Origin of the sequence: Rhizobium sp. BK212, from assembly GCF_014197475.1 — a bacterium.
Taxonomy (GTDB): domain Bacteria; phylum Pseudomonadota; class Alphaproteobacteria; order Rhizobiales; family Rhizobiaceae; genus Rhizobium; species Rhizobium anhuiense.
In genome coordinates, this window is the sequence record NZ_JACIFS010000003.1 from 129,531 (window position 1) to 147,617 (window position 18,087).

Annotated in this window: 17 protein-coding genes; 12 read left to right on the forward strand and 5 right to left on the reverse strand. The window is 60.6% G+C overall.

Annotated elements, in window-relative coordinates; translation table 11 throughout:
* Positions 1-144 precede the first annotated feature (144 nt).
* From FHT79_RS10650 to FHT79_RS10665, 4 genes are all read left to right on the forward strand, one after another.
* Positions 145-954: a transketolase gene (locus tag FHT79_RS10650; protein ID WP_047611614.1), complete on the forward strand. Its 810-nt coding sequence runs from the start codon at positions 145-147 to the stop codon at positions 952-954.
* The gene (locus FHT79_RS10655; protein ID WP_047610117.1) at positions 954-1,910 is read left to right on the forward strand and encodes a transketolase family protein; all 957 of its coding nucleotides are present in this window, start codon (positions 954-956) and stop codon (positions 1,908-1,910) included. Before FHT79_RS10650 ends, FHT79_RS10655 begins: the two co-directional genes overlap by 1 nt.
* A gap of 69 nt (positions 1,911-1,979) precedes the next feature.
* The gene (locus FHT79_RS10660; RefSeq protein ID WP_183903354.1) at positions 1,980-3,446 is read left to right on the forward strand and encodes an FGGY-family carbohydrate kinase; all 1,467 of its coding nucleotides are present in this window, start codon (positions 1,980-1,982) and stop codon (positions 3,444-3,446) included.
* Positions 3,447-3,467: 21 nt separating this feature from the next.
* Positions 3,468-4,418, forward strand: coding sequence for a sugar-binding transcriptional regulator (locus FHT79_RS10665; protein WP_047610113.1), 951 nt, complete (start codon positions 3,468-3,470; stop codon positions 4,416-4,418).
* Positions 4,419-4,684: 266 nt separating this feature from the next.
* Here FHT79_RS10665 and moaA read toward each other — a convergent pair whose 3' ends face one another.
* On the reverse strand, positions 4,685-5,731 hold the full coding sequence (moaA, locus tag FHT79_RS10670) for a GTP 3',8-cyclase MoaA (protein ID WP_183903355.1): 1,047 nt from the start codon (positions 5,729-5,731) through the stop codon (positions 4,685-4,687).
* 136 nt (positions 5,732-5,867) lie between these two features.
* Between moaA and FHT79_RS10675 the strand changes: the two genes are divergently transcribed.
* Together FHT79_RS10675 and FHT79_RS10680 are read left to right on the forward strand one after the other, a co-directional pair.
* Positions 5,868-6,242 (forward strand): DUF971 domain-containing protein, encoded by a 375-nt coding sequence (locus FHT79_RS10675; protein WP_047611612.1) that lies wholly within the window; start codon positions 5,868-5,870, stop codon positions 6,240-6,242.
* 53 nt (positions 6,243-6,295) lie between these two features.
* Positions 6,296-7,486 carry a low temperature requirement protein A gene (locus tag FHT79_RS10680; protein ID WP_028759205.1) on the forward strand — a complete coding sequence of 397 codons (1,191 nt, stop codon included), beginning with the start codon at positions 6,296-6,298 and terminating at the stop codon, positions 7,484-7,486.
* A gap of 108 nt (positions 7,487-7,594) precedes the next feature.
* Here FHT79_RS10680 and FHT79_RS10685 read toward each other — a convergent pair whose 3' ends face one another.
* Positions 7,595-8,062 (reverse strand): MarR family transcriptional regulator, encoded by a 468-nt coding sequence (locus tag FHT79_RS10685; protein WP_028759204.1) that lies wholly within the window; start codon positions 8,060-8,062, stop codon positions 7,595-7,597.
* Positions 8,063-8,109: 47 nt separating this feature from the next.
* Between FHT79_RS10685 and FHT79_RS10690 the strand changes: the two genes are divergently transcribed.
* The gene (locus tag FHT79_RS10690) at positions 8,110-9,090 is read left to right on the forward strand and encodes an alpha/beta fold hydrolase (RefSeq protein ID WP_168333218.1); all 981 of its coding nucleotides are present in this window, start codon (positions 8,110-8,112) and stop codon (positions 9,088-9,090) included.
* Positions 9,091-9,127: 37 nt separating this feature from the next.
* Positions 9,128-9,739: a pyridoxamine 5'-phosphate oxidase family protein gene (locus FHT79_RS10695; protein ID WP_028758848.1), complete on the forward strand. Its 612-nt coding sequence runs from the start codon at positions 9,128-9,130 to the stop codon at positions 9,737-9,739.
* Between the two features lie 49 nt (positions 9,740-9,788).
* Here the strand turns inward: FHT79_RS10695 and FHT79_RS10700 are convergent, their stop codons facing one another.
* Entirely contained in the window at positions 9,789-10,856 is a 1,068-nt protein-coding gene (locus FHT79_RS10700; RefSeq protein WP_028758849.1) for a GGDEF domain-containing protein, read from the reverse strand.
* Between the two features lie 347 nt (positions 10,857-11,203).
* On the opposite strand from FHT79_RS10700, the gene FHT79_RS10705 reads away from it, so the two are divergent.
* The gene (locus FHT79_RS10705) at positions 11,204-11,410 is read left to right on the forward strand and encodes a hypothetical protein (RefSeq protein ID WP_028758850.1); all 207 of its coding nucleotides are present in this window, start codon (positions 11,204-11,206) and stop codon (positions 11,408-11,410) included.
* A 26-nt stretch (positions 11,411-11,436) separates the two neighbouring features.
* Here FHT79_RS10705 and FHT79_RS10710 read toward each other — a convergent pair whose 3' ends face one another.
* Complete coding sequence (locus FHT79_RS10710) at positions 11,437-13,044, reverse strand: fumarate hydratase (protein WP_097594338.1); 1,608 nt, start codon at positions 13,042-13,044, stop codon at positions 11,437-11,439.
* A gap of 246 nt (positions 13,045-13,290) precedes the next feature.
* Here FHT79_RS10710 and FHT79_RS10715 point away from each other — a divergent pair, with 246 nt between their 5' ends.
* Positions 13,291-14,118 (forward strand): VCBS domain-containing protein, encoded by an 828-nt coding sequence (locus tag FHT79_RS10715; RefSeq protein WP_028758852.1) that lies wholly within the window; start codon positions 13,291-13,293, stop codon positions 14,116-14,118.
* A 186-nt stretch (positions 14,119-14,304) separates the two neighbouring features.
* Here the strand turns inward: FHT79_RS10715 and fumC are convergent, their stop codons facing one another.
* Complete coding sequence (fumC, locus tag FHT79_RS10720) at positions 14,305-15,696, reverse strand: class II fumarate hydratase (protein ID WP_097594339.1); 1,392 nt, start codon at positions 15,694-15,696, stop codon at positions 14,305-14,307.
* 91 nt (positions 15,697-15,787) lie between these two features.
* On the opposite strand from fumC, the gene FHT79_RS10725 reads away from it, so the two are divergent.
* A complete protein-coding gene (locus FHT79_RS10725; RefSeq protein WP_125853729.1) occupies positions 15,788-16,024 on the forward strand; it encodes a hypothetical protein in 237 nt (78 codons plus the stop codon).
* A 73-nt stretch (positions 16,025-16,097) separates the two neighbouring features.
* Positions 16,098-18,008 (forward strand): L,D-transpeptidase family protein, encoded by a 1,911-nt coding sequence (locus FHT79_RS10730; protein ID WP_097594340.1) that lies wholly within the window; start codon positions 16,098-16,100, stop codon positions 18,006-18,008.
* Positions 18,009-18,087 lie beyond the last annotated feature (79 nt).

The following is an 18,087-nucleotide window of genomic DNA, read 5'->3' on the forward strand; positions in this document are numbered from 1 at the left end:
TGGAAAATTCATTAACAAGTTGCTTTCCTGCTGTCAACAGGGTTTATGGACTTCGGGCGGCCGGTGTGCCGCTTAAAGGGCTTGACTAATCGGCTTCTTGTGCAAGAATATTGATAAATGAATATTTATGCACATGAGGAATCCATGAATACGATAGAACTCGAGCGGGTCGCTCGCGAGATTCGATTGCGCGATCTCCAGGCGGTCTTTGAAGCGGGCGCCGGCCATATTGGCGGGGAAATGTCGGTCATCGACATTTTGACAGCCCTCTATTTTCGTGTGCTGAATGTTTGGCCCGATCAGCCGAAGCACCCCGACCGCGACAGGTTCGTTCTTTCGAAGGGGCATACTGCATGCGCTCTGTATGTGACGCTCGCAAAACGCGGCTTCATTCCGGAGGACGAGATATCCACCTTTCTGCAGCCGCATTCGAGGCTGAACGGACATCCAAATTGCAACAAGGTTCCGGGCGTCGAAACGAATACCGGGCCGCTCGGCCACGGTCTTCCTGTCGCAATAGGAATGGCGAAAGCTGCCAAGCTCTCGGGCGCGAAATATCACACCTACGTCGTCACCGGCGACGGTGAGATGCAGGAGGGCTCCAACTGGGAAGCGATCATGGCGGCCGCGCAGTTCAAGCTCGATAATTTGACGCTGGTCATCGACCACAACAGGTTCCAGCAGGGCGCCGCACTGGCGGAAACCAATGATCTCGCGCCGCTTCGACCGAAGCTTGAAGCTTTCGATTGGGAAGTCACCGAGATCGACGGCAACAATATGAGCGAAGTCGTTTCGGCCCTCGAACACCGGGGATCGAGACCGCATTGCATCGTGGCCCATACCAACAAGGGGCATGGAATCTCGTTCATGCAGGACCGGGTCGACTGGCACCACAAGGTGCCGAACAAGGAACAATACGAAATCGCATTGGCAGAATTGTCGGAGGCATTGTAATGAACGCGCCAATACACGCACCCAAGCTCTACGATTGCCGCGACGCATTCGCCTCTACGCTTGAGCGGCTGGCAGCCGAAAACGAAACGATCGTCGCCGTCTGCAACGACTCCGTCGGTTCCTCCAAGCTCGGCGGCTTCAAGGCGAAGTTTGGGGAGCGCCTCGTCAATGTCGGTATCGCCGAGCAGAACATGGTCGGAGTTGGAGCAGGCCTCGCCAACGGCGGACGCCTTCCGTTCGTCTGCGCCGCCGCTCCGTTTCTAACGGGACGGTCGCTGGAGCAAATCAAGGCCGATATTTCGTATTCGAACGCCAACGTCAAACTGGTCGGCATTTCTTCCGGGATGGCTTATGGCGAACTCGGCCCGACCCATCACTCGATCGAAGACTTCGCCTGGACGCGGGTTCTGCCTAATCTTCCGGTCATTGCGCCTTGTGACCGCATCGAAACAGCTGCTGCGGTGGAGTGGGCCGCGGCCTACAACGGCCCCTGTTTCCTGCGCCTGTCTCGCGTGGGTGTGCCGGATCTGCTCCCGGAGGGTCACAAGTTCGAACTTGGCAAGGCAAACCTCCTTCGCCAGGGTTCTGACGTCACCCTTATCGCAAACGGTACTTTGACTCATCGAATTCTGAAGGCTGCCGAGATCCTCGCAGAACGCGGCATCAACGCCAGGGTGCTCAACCTTGCAACGGTTCGTCCGATCGACGAGGACGCCATCATCGCTGCGGCGAAGGAAACCGGAGCGATCGTCACAGCCGAAGAGCATTCGATTTTTGGCGGTCTCGGGTCCGCGGTAGCAGAAGTGGTGGTCGACAATGCTCCGGTTCCGATGAAACGTCTCGGCGTTCCCGGCGTCTACGCTCCAACCGGTTCGGCGGAGTTTCTGCTCGACGAATTCGGGATGGCGCCGTCCGCGATCGCCGACGCCGCGCAGTCGCTGATCAGGCGCAAGTAACTGGGATCACGTGATCGGCCGGGACGCTTATTTGTCGTCCCGGCTGCCGTCTGATCCGAGGAGGATAGAATGCGGGCAATTCTGGCAATCGACCAGGGCACCACCAATTCGAAGGCAGTTGTCGTTTCCGAAAAGGGAGAAATTGTCGGCAGAGGTTCGGCTCCAGTCGGCATCGCCTATCCGAAGCCGGGCTGGGTCGAACAAGACCCACGCCGGCTCTACGCATCCGTCTGCGAGGCGATCGACGCCTGCCTGAAGGCCGCTCCCGACGTGGTTATCGAGGCCGTGGCAATTTCCAATCAGCGCGAGTCGGTCACGGCTTGGGACGCCGAAACGGGAGAGCCACTTGGACCGGTGGTGAGCTGGCAGTGCCGTCGAACGGCACAGGATTGCGAACGTCTCATTACCGAAGGCCACCTTGACCGCGTGCAGGTGCTGACAGGCCTGCCACTGGATCCGATGTTCCCGGGTTCGAAATTCCGATGGCTGCTCGACCGTATGCCGGCCGGGCGATCGGTGCGGCTGGGAACGATCGACAGTTGGCTGGTCCACTGCCTGACGGGTGGGCGCCGGCATGTCTGCGATGCTTCCAATGCCGCCAGGAGCCAGTTGTTCGATCTCCAGGAGCAGAGATGGAGCGAGGAACTGGGCGAGATTTTCGGCGTCGATATCGCATTCCTGCCCGAGGTGCTCGACAGTTCCGCCGAATTCGGCAGGACGCAAGGATTGCCAGGCGTGCCGGATGGAACGCCCATAATGGCCGCGATCGGAGACAGCCATGCTGCGCTGTTCGGTCATGGCGCATTCAAGCCGGGTGATGGCAAGGTAACCTTTGGAACCGGCTCTTCGGTGATGACGACGCTTGCGCGATTTATTCCCCCACGCAACGGCGTCACAACGACCGTCGCATGGCGTATCAAGGGAAAGCCGACTTTCGCTTTCGAAGGCAATATTCTCGTTTGCGCCGCCAGTCTTCCCTGGATGGCAGGCATTCTCGGCCTTTCGGACGTGGCGGCCCTTGTCGAACTTGCGGCAAGCGCCGAACCGGGCGGACCGGGCTTCGTGCCAGCATTCGTGGGATTGGGCGCGCCCTATTGGAACTCCGACGCCCGTGCCTTGTTCTCCCAGATCAATTTCAATACGACACGCGCGCAAATGGCGCGGTCGGTAACCGATTCGATCGCCTTCCAGGTGCACGACGTGATCGCAGCCATGCGAGCGCAAAGCGGCGGCGAGCTCGGGGCCCTCTATGTCGATGGCGGACCGAGCCAGAACCGGTTCCTGATGCAGTGTGTCTCGAACCTCATCGAACATCCCGTGATCCAATGTGAAGCACCCGAGGCGTCGGCTTTGGGAGCTGCATATCTCGCGGGTCTCTCACTTGGCTTGTGGAGCGATCTCCCTGTTATCGCAGAGCTGCCCCGCAGCTCACAGATCATTGACCCGGAACCCGTGGATCGAGCGGTGCTTCTGGATAGCTGGAATGATGCACTTGCCCGCTCGACGTCACGCATTACAACGGCTAATGATGAATAAAAATTCACTCCAGGATTAGCGATGACTCGCCTCAACGAACTCCGCCTCATCTCAAGGGTCGCCCAGATGTACCACTTGGAGGGACGGCGACAGGCGGAGATCGCACAGCACCTTCGCCTGTCGCAGGCGACGGTGTCGCGCATGCTCAAGCGCGCCGAGGCTGAAGATATTGTGCGAACCAGCGTGACACCCCCCGCTGGCACCTACAGTGAGCTCGAGGGCGCTCTTCGCGAGAAATATGATTTGCCGGAGGCGATTGTCGTCGAGTGCACGGAAGATCGGGACGGAGCCATCATGGCCCGTATCGGAGAGGCAGCGGCTCATCTCCTGGAGGTGACGCTTGCGCCAGGGGAGATCATCGGCGTTTCGAGTTGGAGCCAGACCATCTCCAAGATGGTCGAGAACATTCATCCCCTGAAGAGCGCTCAGGCGAAATACGTCGTCCAGACCCTTGGAGGCATGGGCGATCCTTCAGTGCAGACGCATGCGACGCAGCTTACCACGCGGCTTGCACGGCTGACTGGCGCTGAACCGAAACTGCTCCCTGTGCAGGGCGTTACGACGTCCAGAGAGGCAAAGCTCCTTATGCAGGCCGACCCGTTCGTCCGCGAGACGATGGATCTGTTCGGCAGCATAACGCTTGCGATCGTCGGAATCGGGGCAGTCGAACCGTCCGAACTTCTCGCACGGTCCGGCAACATCTTTTCGTCTCGCGAACTGTCCGATCTCGCGGAAGCGGGAGCCGTCGGCGACATCTCGCTTCGCTTCTTCGATAGAAACGGCAAGCCGGTCAAGACACCCCTTGATGATCGGGTCATAGGGCTTCCACTTGAGGATCTCGAACGGGTGGATCGGGTCATTGCTCTTGCCGGCGGGACCAAAAAGACGGACGCTATCGCCGGTGCGCTCCGCGTGGGCGTCATCGACATGCTTGTTACGGACAAGTTTACCGCGCAGCGATTGATCGACTGACAGGGCGGAGAGAAGCGCAGCGCCTGGTCGAGGTCGTGGATGGCGACCAGCATGATCATACCTTTGGTGCGGGCCAGACGGTGCCCGGATATCAACCCTTCCTCCCTCATTCCTGTGCTCGTCACAGGAATCCAGCCACGGCGCGTCGGCGCCGTGAATGACCCCCTACAGCAAGTGCGTTTTCCGCGCCCAAGGACTTGGGCGCACTGGATTCCTGTGACGAGCACAGGAATGAGGGCGGGTGGGGTGCGTACCACCCCTATTTTTCACCCACCGGTGACACTCATATGCCGGGCCACGGCCGGGCGGTTATGCGTGCGGTCGATGATGAAGTCGTGGCCTTTGGGTTTGCGGGTGATGGCCTCGTCGATGGCGGCGTGGAGGAGGGCGTCGTCTTCGGTGGCGCGGAGGGCCGCGCGCAGATCGGCGGCGTCGTTCTGGCCGAGGCACATATAGAGCGTACCGGTGCAGGTGAGGCGCACGCGGTTGCAGCTCTCGCAGAAATTATGGGTCATCGGCGTGATGAAGCCGAGGCGGCCGCCGGTTTCTTCGACCCGGACATAACGCGCCGGGCCGCCGGTCTGGTAGTCGATGTCGGCAAGGGTGAACTGGTCTTCGAGATCGGCGCGGAGTTTCGAAAGCGACAGATATTGATCGGTGCGGTCTTCTTCGATCTCGCCCATCGGCATGGTCTCGATGACGGTCAAATCCATGCCGCGGCCATGGGCGAAGCGCAGCAGCTCCGGCATCTCGGCATCGTTGAAATCCTTCAGCGCCACGGCGTTCAGCTTGATCTTCAACCCGGCCTTTTGAGCGGCGTCGATGCCTTCCATGACCTTGGCGAAATCGCCCCAGCGGGTGATCTTGCGGAACTTGTCGGGATCGAGCGTATCGAGCGAGACATTAATGCGGCGCACGCCGCAATCATAAAGCTCCTCGGCATGGCGGGAAAGCTGCGAACCGTTGGTCGTCAGCGTCAGCTCGTCCAGGCCGGAGCCGATCTTCTGGCCGAGCTGGCGCACCAGATACATGATGTTCTTGCGCACCAGGGGCTCGCCGCCGGTCAGCCTGATCTTGCTGACACCCTTGGCGATGAAGGCGGAACAGAGCCGGTCGAGCTCTTCCAGCGTCAGGAGATCCTTCTTCGGCAGGAAGGTCATATTCTCAGCCATGCAATAGGTGCAGCGGAAATCGCAGCGGTCGGTGACGGAGACGCGGAGATAGGTGACCGCCCGCCCGAAGGGGTCGATCATAGGGTGCGCACCTGCCACCAGCGGCGATGCATTGCCTATCGTTCCAACTCTAGTGTTCACCTGTATCTCCGTACTCCAGTCAATGTGGGCATATGCTATTGTCGCGTCAAGGGAAACAGGCCGCGTGCGCATGCCAATTTCAGCTTGCGCTGAAAAAGATCAGCGCCTACTCCTCGCATGAGAAGAGGACAAAATGATGAGCGATATCTGGCCAACGGAACTCCGCGTCTCGAAAGACCGGCAGCGGCTGGTGGTGACCTTCAACGACGGGCAGAGTTTCGACCTGTCGGCCGAGCTCCTGCGCGTGCTGTCGCCCTCGGCCGAGGTTCAGGGCCACGGGCCGGGGCAGAAGGTGACGGTATCAGGCAAACGCAATGTCGCGATCATCTCGATGATGCCGACCGGCAATTACGCAGTCCGCATCGGCTTCGACGACATGCACGATACCGGCATCTACACCTGGACCTATCTGCGCGAACTCGGCGAACGGGGCGCTGAGCTGTTTTCGGCCTACGAGGACGAGCTGAAGGAAAAGGGCATGAACCGCGACACGGCGGAAAAGCCGCGCTGACGGGCGCCGTTATCACTCTCAATCCACGCATAATTCCAGCCATCGGGGGCCATATGGCGAAGACGAACGGAAAGAACTGGCTGCGCGCCAAAGGGAGTGCTGCCGGCAGCAAGGTGACCTTCCTCGAACTGTTCTTCGACCTGGTCTTCGTCTTTTCGATCTCGCAGCTTTCGCATGCGCTCGCCGCCCACTACACGCCGCTCGGCGCCGCCGAGGCAGCGCTGATGACCTTCGCCGTCTGGTGGGTGTGGATCTTCACCGCCTGGGTGACGAACTGGCTCGATCCGGACAAGATGCCGGTGCGCGGCATGCTGGTGGCGCTGATGATGCTCGGTCTGCTGCTGTCTGCCTCGATTCCCGAGGCCTTCGGCGACAAGGGGCTGTTGTTTGCCGGCGCCTATGTGGCCATGCAGGTCGGGCGCTCGCTGTTCACGACCTATGCGATGACGCGCGTCGATCGCGCCAACACATTGAATTTCGTCCGCATCACCACCTGGCTGGTGGTTGCCGGGGTCTTCTGGATCGCCGGCGGGCTGCTCGAGCACGAGGCCCGGCTGATCGCCTGGGTGATCGCGCTTACGATCGAATATATCGGGCCGGCCGCGGGCTTTGCCGTGCCGGGGCTCGGCCGCTCGACGGCGCGGGATTGGGACGTTTCCGGTGCGCATATGGCCGAGCGCTGCGCGCTCTTCGTCATCATCTGCCTCGGCGAAGCGATTCTCGTTTCCGGACGCACCTTTTCGGAGCTGCCGTTTTCGGGGCTGACCAGCATTGTCTTCGTCACCGCCTTCATCGGCACGGTCGCCATGTGGTGGCTGTATTTCCGCTTCGGCCACGGCCGCGCCGCCCACCGCATCGAACATGAAGAGACGCCGGGCAGCTTGGCGCGGCAGGCCTTCACCTATGGGCATATTCCGATCCTTGCCGGCATCATCGTCCATGCGGTGGCCGTCGAGTTCATGTTCTCGCATCCGCATGAGACCGGCGATCTCGGCATCGCCGCGGCGGTGCTCGGCGGCTCCGGCCTGTTCCTGATCGGCAATCTCTGGTTCAAGGGCGCGACCAGCGGGCAGTTGCCGTTGTCGCATCTGGCCGGGCTGGTGCTTGTGATCCTGCTTGCCTTCGCAGCCCCCTTCATCGAGGTCTATTTGCTGGGCATTCTGGCGACGCTGGTGCTGATCATCGTTGCTGCCTGGGAGTACCGCTCGCTGGCCGGCACGACGGCAGCACCGACGCTGCATTGATCATCAAGCGCTCGCATCGAACTTGGTTCATGCGAGGCGCTTTAGGTCTTGGTTTTATGCATGTCGTCCTGCCAAAACCGCTGCACACTTCGGGCGACATGCATTCGTCTAATCGTCGTCGCGCAACTCTTTGAGCAGCATGGCGATGATGCGCTCCATCGAGGTGGCGGTCGCCATGCATTGCTCGATCGGCTCTTCCGAGAGCGTGCGCTCGATGAGATCGGTCTGGATCGCCATCGCTGCCTCAGTCAGCTTCCGGCCCTCCGGCGTCAAATGAAGGCGCAGCACGCGCTTGTCGCGCTCGTCGCCGCGTCGTTCGATCAGCCGGCGGTGTTCCATCTGCGGCAGCAGCATGCTCATGTTCGAGCGACCGACCAGCAGCTTGCGCGCCAGCTCCTGCTGCGAGATTCCTTCGAAACGATAGATGTTGACCAGGATATCGAGGTGCGGCGGCTTGATGTCGAGATCGGCAAGCGAGCGGGACAGCGTTTGCTGCATCAGCTGACAGGCACGCGCCACCGCGATCCAGCTGCGAAAACGCGGATGATCCCAGGGAAGGGATTGATTTTTGTTCATCGTTGTACTTTATTGTTCAGTGTTGAACAGTCTTTTGGAATCTCACTATGGCAAACTTTGCGCTTGACGTCACCCGCCTCGCGTTTTCGGCCCTTCAGGCAGTTTCGGCTGACCTGGCAGGCAGGGCGGCATTCCAGCTGTTCTGCCGGACGCCATCGCCAATCCCGAAGGGAGCCAAGGCGAAGATGGCGCATGCAGCGGGAGCGGCCCGGCTTGCCGGCGCCGAACACTTCACCCTCAAGCTTGCAGGCGGGCGAGGGGCGCATGCCTATCGGCTGAACGGCGGGGCGAGGGGCAAGCGCAAACGCTATCTGGTGACGCATGGCTGGGGATCGAGCGCCGCCTATATGGCAGAGCTCGTCTCGATGCTTGCGGCATCAGGCGCCGAGGTCGTGGCGCTCGATTTTCCCGGCCACGGCCGTTCGGGCGGACGGTTCCTGCATATGGGGCTGGCGGTCGAGACGATCGCGGCGGCGGAGGCGCGTTTCGGCGCCTTCGATGCCGCCATCGGTCATTCCTTCGGCGGTGCGGCGCTGATGGTGTCGGCGGCAGGCTTGCTGCCTGGCGTGGCGCCTCTAACCGGCGAGCGCCTAGCGCTGATCGGCGCGCCCAGCGAAATGGGCTGGTTGTTTACCGATTTCGGCGGGATGATCGGCCTTCGCCCGGCAGCGCAGGCGGCGCTGGGGAATGAGGTTTACCGTGTCACCGGACGGAGACTGGAGGATTTCGACGCCGGGGAGGCGGCCGGCGCGATCGGCCGGCCGGTGCTCGTCATCCATGCCGAGGATGACAAGGAGGTGTCGTCTCTCCATGCCAGGCGCTATGGCGCGGCCGGAAAGAGCGTCCGGCTTTACTGGGCGAACGGCTTCGGTCACCGGCGCATCATCGGCGCCGCGCCGGTTCTTGCGGCGATTGCGGCGTTTCTCGATGGCGATCGGGACGTGGGTGATGTGGCGGACGAAAGCATCAAAAAAGATGCAGAGATCATTCCGTTTTTTGAGCTTCCGGCAAGGCGTGCGGCATTGTAGCGTCCCGTCCTGATATCAAGCCGCGGCGGGACGCCTCATGAAAATCATCAGCAGCATCGAAGAGCTCAACACGATCTATGGCGCCGGGCTTTCGCCGGCCTCGGTCAGCAAGGTGACGAAGCAATTGACCCCGCTTTATCGGGAGATGATCGAGATCTCACCTTTCGCGGCGCTTGCGACTGTCGGCCCCGAGGGTCTCGACTGTTCGCCGCGCGGCGATCTCGGTGGCGTCGTGCGCGTCGTCGACGACGAGACGCTGCATCTGCCGGACTGGCGCGGCAACAACCGCGTCGATTCACTTTCCAACATCGTGCGCGATCCACGCCTGGCGCTGATGTTCCTGATTCCCGGCTCGAACACGACGATGCGCATCAACGGCCGCGGTGTCGTCTCCGACGATGAGACGCTGCTTTCGAGCTTCGAAATGGACGGCAAACACCCGCGCACCATCGTGGTGATTTCGATTGATGAGGTCTATTTCCAATGCGCGCGCGCCGTGATGCGGGCCGAGCTCTGGAATGGAGAGCACTTCGCCGATCCGGCGAAACTTCCGACGCCCGGGCAGATGCTGAAGGCGGCGGTCGGCGATTTCGATCAGGAAACCTACGACCGGGAATGGCCGAGGCGGGCGGCGAAGACGATGTGGTAAAACCGCCGTTACCTTATGGTGACAGCGTGCACACGGTGCGGAATTGCCGTCAGGTCTTATAGATCAGCCAGCTCTTGGTGAAATCCTTCTGCATGCCGTCCTGATAGAGGATGGTGCAGTTGCGGCCGGCATTCTTGGCGCCGTAAAGCGCGATGTCGGTCTTGCTGTAGAGTTCGCCGGCATCGTCGGCGCTTGAGGCCATGCAGATGCCGATCGAGACGGTGACCGGACCGTAATTCACCCGCGTGCGGGAATTCTTGAAGGGCGTCATCTCCAGGGTGCGGCGAATGCGCTCGGCGATTGCGATGACTTCCTCGGGCGTGTTGCCGTCGATGATGAGGGCGAATTCCTCGCCGCCGGTGCGGGCGACGAAGATGTCGCGGCGGACATTGCTGCGGATGACGGAGGCAACGGTGGCGAGCACCTTGTCACCGACCGGATGGCCGTAAGTGTCGTTGATCTTCTTGAAATTGTCGATGTCGCAAAGCAGCAGCGCAGTCACCGGCCGCATGCCCGGATTGTCGAAGACGGCGGCGAGGCGGTCGTCGAAGGCGCGGCGGTTGGAAAGGCGCGTCAGCGAGTCGGTGTTGGCGATGCGCTTGTATTCGTCGAGTTCCTTGCGGACCTGGTCCATTTCCTGCGAGCGCTGGACGACATCCTCAACGGTGCGTTCGCCATGCGCCATGGTGTCGCCGGTCGCCTGGCTCAGGAGATCGATGGCATTTTCGATCAGTTCGACGCTGGCATTGCTCTTGGACGTGATGCGCTTGTGGGTCTCGCCGAGCAGCCTGGTATAGCTTTCGAGCGAGTTCTGCTCCTGCCTGAGGATGCGCAACAGGCCGTCGAGTTCGCCAGCAAGACGCGTATGAGCGTCGTCGAAGATGCGGGCGGGACTGTGGGTAAAATGCTGCGCGCCGAGCGCATCGAGTTCGGCCTGGGTCACCTGGCTGCCGAGCGCTGCAAGTTCGCGGGTGAGCGCCGGGTTGGACCCGATATAGGCCTCATAGAAGAGTTCGTAATTGCGCGGTATCGGCGCAACGCCCATGGAGCGCATGGCATAGGTGATCTGACCCGCAACATCGGGAACCGGCACCTTGGGCGCGACAGCCGTATTCATCCGGCGAACTCCTCATATATTCAAAGGCAATATTCTGTTTGTTAGCTTAAATTTCTTGGGAAAAGATTAAAGCGATATATACCAAAGATTACATACGACAAATGCCCGATGGGTCAATACTTCGATCAGGCCTATGATTCTCCACGGAAAAACGTATCTTCGCCGGGACAATGCATACCCGCTGTGCGGGAGCGGTTTCTAAAAAACTTACAGTTCTTCTTTGCGTGGAATCGTATTCATCTTGTCGACAGTTGGTTTTGGCCGTTTCGTATTTTGGTCCCGGCATTTCGGGGTGACATTTTCTGGCAGTGGACGCGATCGCGACGCGCAGACCGGGACTTGAGATCATGGAATCGCGCCCTCATGTTTCTTTCGCAATTCTGACCTTCACCGCCGTCGCGGCTGGCGCCCTGCTGCTGGAGCACACCGGCTTCTTCGCCGGTGCTTTCCGCAGGGAAATACTGGCAAGGGTCGATGCCGGGGATGTGGTCAGTATCAGCGAGGCGGTGACGGCGCCGAACATCAGGGCATCGAATAAGACGTCGGCACGATAAAGCAGGCTGCAACGCAGCCCGCCCGGTCACCCCAAATTCAGTTCCTGGAAGAAATCGTTACCCTTGTCGTCGATGACGATGAAGGCGGGGAAGTCTTCGACTTCAATCTTCCAGACCGCTTCCATGCCGAGTTCGGGATATTCGAAGACTTCGACCTTGCGGATACAATCCTGGGCAAGACGGGCGGCGGGGCCGCCGATCGAGCCCAGGTAGAATCCGCCGTGTTTCTTGCAGGCCTCGCGCACGGCGCGCGACCGGTTGCCCTTGGCGAGCATCACCATCGAGCCGCCGAAAGACTGGAACTGGTCGACGTAACTATCCATCCGGCCGGCCGTCGTCGGGCCGAAGGAACCGGAGGCGTAGCCGGCGGGCGTCTTGGCCGGTCCGGCATAATAGACCGGGTGGTTCTTCAGGTAATCGGGCATGCCTTCGCCCTTTTCCAGCCGTTCGCGGATCTTGGCATGGGCGAGGTCGCGGGCAACGATGATGGTGCCGGTCAAGGACAGGCGCGTCTTGACGGGGTGCCGGGAGAGTTCGGCAAGGACCTCGGCCATCGGCCGGTTGAGATCGATGCGCACCGTCGATTCCGACAGTTTCGCCTCGTCGATCTCGGGCAGGTATTTCGACGGATCGCTTTCCAACTGCTCAATGAAGATGCCGTCGCGGGTGATGCGACCCTTGGCCTGGCGGTCGGCGGAACAGGAGACACCGAGCCCGATCGGCAGCGACGCGCCGTGGCGGGGCAGGCGGATGACACGCACGTCGTGACAGAAATACTTGCCGCCGAACTGGGCGCCGACGCCCATCTGCTGCGTCAGCTTATGGATTTCCTTCTCCATCTCGATGTCGCGGAAGGCATGGCCGCTCTCGGAACCTTCGGTCGGCAGCGCGTCGAGATAGCGGGTGGAGGCGAGCTTGACGGTTTTCAGGTTCATCTCGGCCGAGGTGCCGCCGATGACGATCGCCAGATGGTAGGGAGGACAGGCTGCCGTCCCTAACGTCAGGATCTTCTCCTTAAGGAAGTCGATCATCCGGTCATGCGTCAGCAGCGAGGGCGTGCCTTGGTAGAGAAAGGTCTTGTTGGCCGAGCCGCCGCCCTTGGCGACAAAGAGGAATTCATAGGCGTCGGTGCCTTCCTCATAAATGTCGATCTGGGCCGGGAGGTTATTCCTGGTATTCTTCTCCTCGAACATCTTGATGGGCGCGAGCTGCGAATATCGCAGGTTCTTCTTCTCGTAGGCATCCATGACGCCGCGGGCCAACGCTGCACTATCCCCGCCCTCGGTCCAGACCCTGCGGCCCTTCTTGCCCATGATGATCGCCGTGCCTGTATCCTGGCACATGGGCAGCACGCCGCCGGCGGCGATGTTGGCGTTCTTCAGGAGATCGTAGGCGACGAAACGATCATTATCGGTCGCCTCGGGATCGTCGAGAATCGCGGCGAGCTGCTTCAGGTGGCCGGGGCGCAGCAGGTGGTTGATATCGGCAAAGGCGGTTTCGGCCAGCAGGCGGATGCCTTCCGGCTCGACGGTCAGAATCTCCTGGCCCTTGAACGTATCGACCGAGACATGGTCGCCGCTGATCTTGCGGTAGGGGGTGGCATCCTTGCCGAGCGGGAAGAGATCGTCAGCCATCGAAGTGACCTTTCTGGTAGGGCGTCGCTAAATTGGAACCGGTCTAAATCCGCTGCAGGGCAAATGCAATCGGGATACGGTCGCAGTCCCGCCGGTCGAGGCCATGGTCGCATATGTTTTCGCTGCCGGCGCGTAACGAGGTGAAATAGCGAAAAAGGCACGAGCTTCCGTTAAAGACGACTCAAAGTTGCCTTCGGTTCGCAGCCAGTCCATATTCCCGGCCGCGTTAACTTGCTGGAGCTTCCGATGACGAATGCAAAGCCAACTGCTAACGACGACCTCCGCATTTTCTTCGAGCACGACTGGATCCGAGGGGACTTGCTCCCCAATGACAGCGATCCCGAGGGATCGACGCTTTATCTTCGCTTTTTCGACGGTGTGCGCGTCGACGCGAAACATGGGCTCGCACAGGAAACCATCATAAGAGGGGACTATGGAACCTTCACCGTGCGGCCGGACGGCCATTTCGAGTACGAGCTGGATTTTACGCTCGACGTGGTGAAGAACCTGCGGGCGCACGAACAACTGATCGAAGAAATCCGCTACAAGATCTCCGATGGCGCAGGCGGCACGGATGTCGGGGTTCTGACGCTCGCGATAGACGGCGTCAATGAAGAGGACAAATATCACGAAGTCCTGGATTTCGACGATATGGGCGTCACATCAAGGGCAGATAATTTCTTCCTCCCTGACTATCGGGGCTTTGCGCTCTCTGTGAACGGCAGTCATGAACTGACGCTTCTGAACGGTTATGTCTATGATACCATCCCGGGCGTCGACGCCATCACCGAGGATGGTTTCAGCGACACCGTTCTAGCCCCGGGTTCGGCGCCCGTCGTCTTGAAAATGCTCGATGGCGGTGAGTTCACCTTTCAGAGCGTTTCCATCGCCGAATTGTCGGCATCGCCCTTTCACCTGACGCTCACCGCGCTGAACGACGGCTTGATCGTCTATCAGCAGGAACTTGAGGTCACCGGCCCCAATCTCGAGGTCAATCTCGAAGACATCGAAGAAATCCGGTTCGACTTCATGGGCAATTCTGTCGTGATGGACAATTTTTCGCTGTTGGTTTGACGTTTCCCAGGTTTGCCGTGAGTTGCTCCCCCGGCAGGGCAGGCATGCGAATGCGGGGTTTTGTCCGCGTTGGCAGGAGATTTTCGGACGGCGCTCCACGCATCCTCACTCATTCTTGTGACATCGCTCGGGCAAAGCCCGAGGAAGGGAATGAGTGAGGGGAGCGGACAGGCCTTCTCAACCGTCCTACTTCGGCCCAATCATCGTTTCCGGCCGCACGATCGCGTCATACTCCTCCGATGTCACCAAGCCGCTCGCAAGTGCCTCTTCCTTCAGCGTCGTGCCGTTCTTGTGCGCCGTCTTGGCGATCTTGGCCGCCGCGTCGTAGCCGATCTTCGGGGCGAGTGCGGTCACCAGCATCAGCGAGCGTTCGAGGCCGGCCTTGATGTTGTCCTCGCGCGCCTCGATGCCGACGACACAATTGTCGGTGAAGGAGACGGCGGCGTCGGCGAGCAATTGCACCGACTGCAGGAAATTATAGGCCATCATCGGATTGTAGACGTTGAGCTCGAAATGGCCCTGGCTGTCGGCGAAGGTCAGCGCCGCGTTGTTGCCGAAGATATGAATGCAGACCTGGGTCAGCGCCTCGCACTGGGTCGGATTGACCTTGCCGGGCATGATCGAGGAACCGGGCTCGTTTTCCGGCAGTGCCAGCTCGCCAAGGCCGGCGCGCGGGCCGGAACCGAGCAGGCGGATGTCGTTGGCGATCTTGAAGAGAGCGGCAGCCGCCGCATTGATGGCGCCATGGGAAAAGACCATGCTGTCGTGCGAGGCGAGCGCCTCGAATTTGTTCGGCGCGGTGACGAAGGGCATGCCTGTGATGGCGGCGATCTCTTCGGCGACCTTTTCGGCAAAACCCACCGGCGCGTTGAGGCCGGTACCAACGGCAGTACCGCCCTGGGCCAGTTCGCAGAGGCCGGGCAGGGTCATTTCGATGCGCTTGATGGCGGAGCCGACCTGGGCGGCGTAACCCGAAAACTCCTGGCCGAGCGTCAGCGGCGTCGCGTCCTGGGTGTGGGTGCGTCCGATCTTGATGATGTGGCTGAATTCGGTGACCTTCATGTCGAGGGCGGCATGAAGGTGCTTGAGGGAGGGTAGCAGCTGGTGCGCAATCCGTTCGGCGCAGGCAATGTGCATCGCCGTCGGATAGGTGTCGTTCGACGACTGGCTCATATTGACGTGATCGTTCGGATGCACCGGCTTCTTGGAACCCATGACGCCGCCAAGCATTTCTATTGCGCGATTGGAGATCACTTCATTGGCATTCATATTGGACTGCGTGCCCGAACCGGTCTGCCAGACCACCAGCGGAAAATGCTCGTCGAGCTTGCCGTCGATCACTTCCTGGGCGGCATCGACAATGGCTTGGCCGAGGGCAGGATCGAGCTGGCCGAGCGACATGTTGGCGCGGGCGGCCGCCTGCTTGACGATGCCGAGTGCCCGCACGATCGACAGCGGCTGCTTTTCCCAGCCGATCTTGAAATTGCCGAGCGAACGCTCGGCCTGGGCGCCCCAATATCGGTCGGCGGCGACCTCGATCGGGCCAAAAGTATCGGTTTCGGTGCGGGTTGCGGTCATCGGCCTTGCCTTCCCTTTACATGCTGTTTTCGGGCATCTTCGAAAGATGAGGTCTTATAGGTTGGAAAGTCCGACAAGAAAACCGGATGCCGTGCGAAATATTGAAGATGACAGTCATGTTTGCGCGGGCTTTTCGGCGTGCCTTTTAGGCCACTTCGGAAATTTTATGCGTCCGGGCGTTTTTGCCCCACTGGTCTGTGGCCGAAAATTCGGTAAAAAATTAACTAATAATTTCATAATTTTGTGTGAACTGCTGCACGGCGCCGTGCAGGACCTCCGTCACACAAAATTGAGTCCGCCGGCGCTGGCGGCGCAGGCCGGTTTCTGATCAATGAGGCCCTACGCTGCTTGAGTTTCGCGGGATTTGATCTGAGAACAGCATGACCGGGACTGGAAGATATATGACGTTCGTTTTGAAAAGCGCGGCATCCGCATTGGCAATTTCCTGCGGCATGGCAGTGATGAGTGCCGCACCCGCGCATGCTTACACACTGATGGACATGCTGCGCGGCGACAGGCAGCGGAGCCAGAGCACCATCTTCATGGATCAGGCGCCCGGCCGACCGGTGCCGCGCGGCGCCGTCGGGGGCTCGCTCGGCGGGCTCGACCCGGAAGCGCCGCTGCCGAAGGTGAGCGGTCCGCGTTATTATACTTATAAAACCGAGACGCTGCAGTTCGTCGATACCGGCAAGTTCGCCGATCCCGTCGTCACCGGCGCGGTCGCCGATGTTTCGGCAAGCGGCGATGCCGGCGCCGAACCTGCGGTGCAGCGGCGTTTCCTGGCGCAGGCCAAGGTGCGCGCCAATGCCGACGTCGCAAAGGCGCTCGAAGCCTACTATGGCGACAGCCGCAATCCGCTCGTCTGGGTCGAAGGCAACCAGATCAACGACCGCGCGAAGGCGGCGATGACGGCACTTGCCGATGCGGCCTCCGTCGGTCTCGACCCTGCCGACTACGCCGTCCAGACGCCAGCGATCGACCCGGCCAATCCCGATCCCGCCTTCCGCGACCGGGCGCTGACGCAGTTCGAGCTAGAACTCTCCGCCAAGGTCCTTGCCTTCGTGCAGGACACGGAGCGCGGCCGCATCGATCCGAACAAGATCTCCGGCTATCACGACTTCCAGCGCAAGGTCGTCAACCTGACGCCGGTGCTGAAGCTTGCCCGCATGAGCCCCAATGTCGGTGCCTATATCGCCAACCGCTCTCCCGACAGTCCGCAGTTCCAGGCGTTGAAGACGGAGCTTGCAAAGCTTCGCGCCGCTGACGGCGGCAACGAGGAACAGATCGTCGTTTCGCTCGACAAGCTGCTGAGACCCGGCGACAGCTCGCCCGAGATCGCCAATATTGTCAAGGCGATCGGCAAGCACGGTTCCGAGACGCTGAGGACGGATCACGCGGCAACGCTTGCTGCTTACGCAGGCGGCATCGACTATTCGCCTGACATCGTTGCGCTGGTCGAGGATTTCCAGAAGGAGCGCGGCTTGAAGGCCGATGGCGTCATCGGCCAGGCGACGGTGCGCGCCATGACCGGCGGCGACACCAATGCCTCGAAGATCGACAAGCTGGTCGTCGCCATGGAGCAGGCGCGCTGGCTGCCGGAGGATCTCGGTTCCCGCTACGTCATGATCAACCAGCCGGCCTACATGGCCTACTACCACAATGACGGCAAGGAACAGCTGTCGATGCGCGTGGTGGTCGGCGGCAAGAACAACCAGACCTATTTCTTCGATGACGAGATCGAGACGGTGGAGTTCAACCCGTTCTGGGGCGTGCCGCAATCGATCATCATCAATGAGATGCTGCCGAAGCTGCGCTCGGATCCGAACTATCTCGACCAGCTCGGCTATGAGGTCGAGGTGAACGGCCATGCCGTCGCCTCATCCAGCGTCGACTGGTACGGCTCGACCGACAACGTCTCGGTGCGCCAGCCGCCGAGCAGCGACAATGCGCTCGGCGAACTGAAGATCCTGTTCCCGAACAGCCACGCGATCTACATGCACGACACGCCGTCGAAGAGCTTCTTCAAGCGCGATATGCGGGCTCTCAGCCACGGTTGCGTGCGCCTTGCCAATCCGCGTGCGATGGCGGCCGCCGTGCTCGGCACGACGGTTGACGACGTCGCCAAGCAGATCGCCAGTGGGCAGAACCATGCTGTGCGCGTGCCGCAGAGGATCCCGGTCTACGTCTCCTACTTCACCGCCTGGCCGAACAAGGACGGTGTGGTGGAATATTTCGACGACGTCTACGGCCGCGACGCCTATGTCGACAAGGCCTTCGACGCGACGACCAAGGCGCGTGGGGCGCAGATTTGACCTAGGTTTCTATCGGTATTTTGGCGGGCGGTCTTCGGGCCGCCCGTTTTGTTTTGGCGGTGAGCACGGAAACAAAGTC

What these genes read in the sequence shown, in the direction of transcription:
- FHT79_RS10650 (WP_047611614.1), top strand. Translation starts at nt 145, where the DNA reads ATGAATACGATAGAACTCGAGCGGGTCGCTCGCGAGATTCGATTGCGC.
- FHT79_RS10655 (WP_047610117.1), top strand. Translation starts at nt 954, where the DNA reads ATGAACGCGCCAATACACGCACCCAAGCTCTACGATTGCCGCGACGCA.
- FHT79_RS10660 (WP_183903354.1), top strand. Translation starts at nt 1,980, where the DNA reads ATGCGGGCAATTCTGGCAATCGACCAGGGCACCACCAATTCGAAGGCA.
- FHT79_RS10665 (WP_047610113.1), top strand. Translation starts at nt 3,468, where the DNA reads ATGACTCGCCTCAACGAACTCCGCCTCATCTCAAGGGTCGCCCAGATG.
- FHT79_RS10675 (WP_047611612.1), top strand. Translation starts at nt 5,868, where the DNA reads ATGAGCGATATCTGGCCAACGGAACTCCGCGTCTCGAAAGACCGGCAG.
- FHT79_RS10680 (WP_028759205.1), top strand. Translation starts at nt 6,296, where the DNA reads ATGGCGAAGACGAACGGAAAGAACTGGCTGCGCGCCAAAGGGAGTGCT.
- FHT79_RS10685 (WP_028759204.1), bottom strand. Translation starts at nt 8,062, where the DNA reads ATGAACAAAAATCAATCCCTTCCCTGGGATCATCCGCGTTTTCGCAGC.
- FHT79_RS10690 (WP_168333218.1), top strand. Translation starts at nt 8,110, where the DNA reads ATGGCAAACTTTGCGCTTGACGTCACCCGCCTCGCGTTTTCGGCCCTT.
- FHT79_RS10695 (WP_028758848.1), top strand. Translation starts at nt 9,128, where the DNA reads ATGAAAATCATCAGCAGCATCGAAGAGCTCAACACGATCTATGGCGCC.
- FHT79_RS10700 (WP_028758849.1), bottom strand. Translation starts at nt 10,856, where the DNA reads ATGAATACGGCTGTCGCGCCCAAGGTGCCGGTTCCCGATGTTGCGGGT.
- FHT79_RS10705 (WP_028758850.1), top strand. Translation starts at nt 11,204, where the DNA reads ATGGAATCGCGCCCTCATGTTTCTTTCGCAATTCTGACCTTCACCGCC.
- FHT79_RS10710 (WP_097594338.1), bottom strand. Translation starts at nt 13,044, where the DNA reads ATGGCTGACGATCTCTTCCCGCTCGGCAAGGATGCCACCCCCTACCGC.
- FHT79_RS10715 (WP_028758852.1), top strand. Translation starts at nt 13,291, where the DNA reads ATGACGAATGCAAAGCCAACTGCTAACGACGACCTCCGCATTTTCTTC.
- fumC (WP_097594339.1), bottom strand. Translation starts at nt 15,696, where the DNA reads ATGACCGCAACCCGCACCGAAACCGATACTTTTGGCCCGATCGAGGTC.
- FHT79_RS10730 (WP_097594340.1), top strand. Translation starts at nt 16,098, where the DNA reads ATGACGTTCGTTTTGAAAAGCGCGGCATCCGCATTGGCAATTTCCTGC.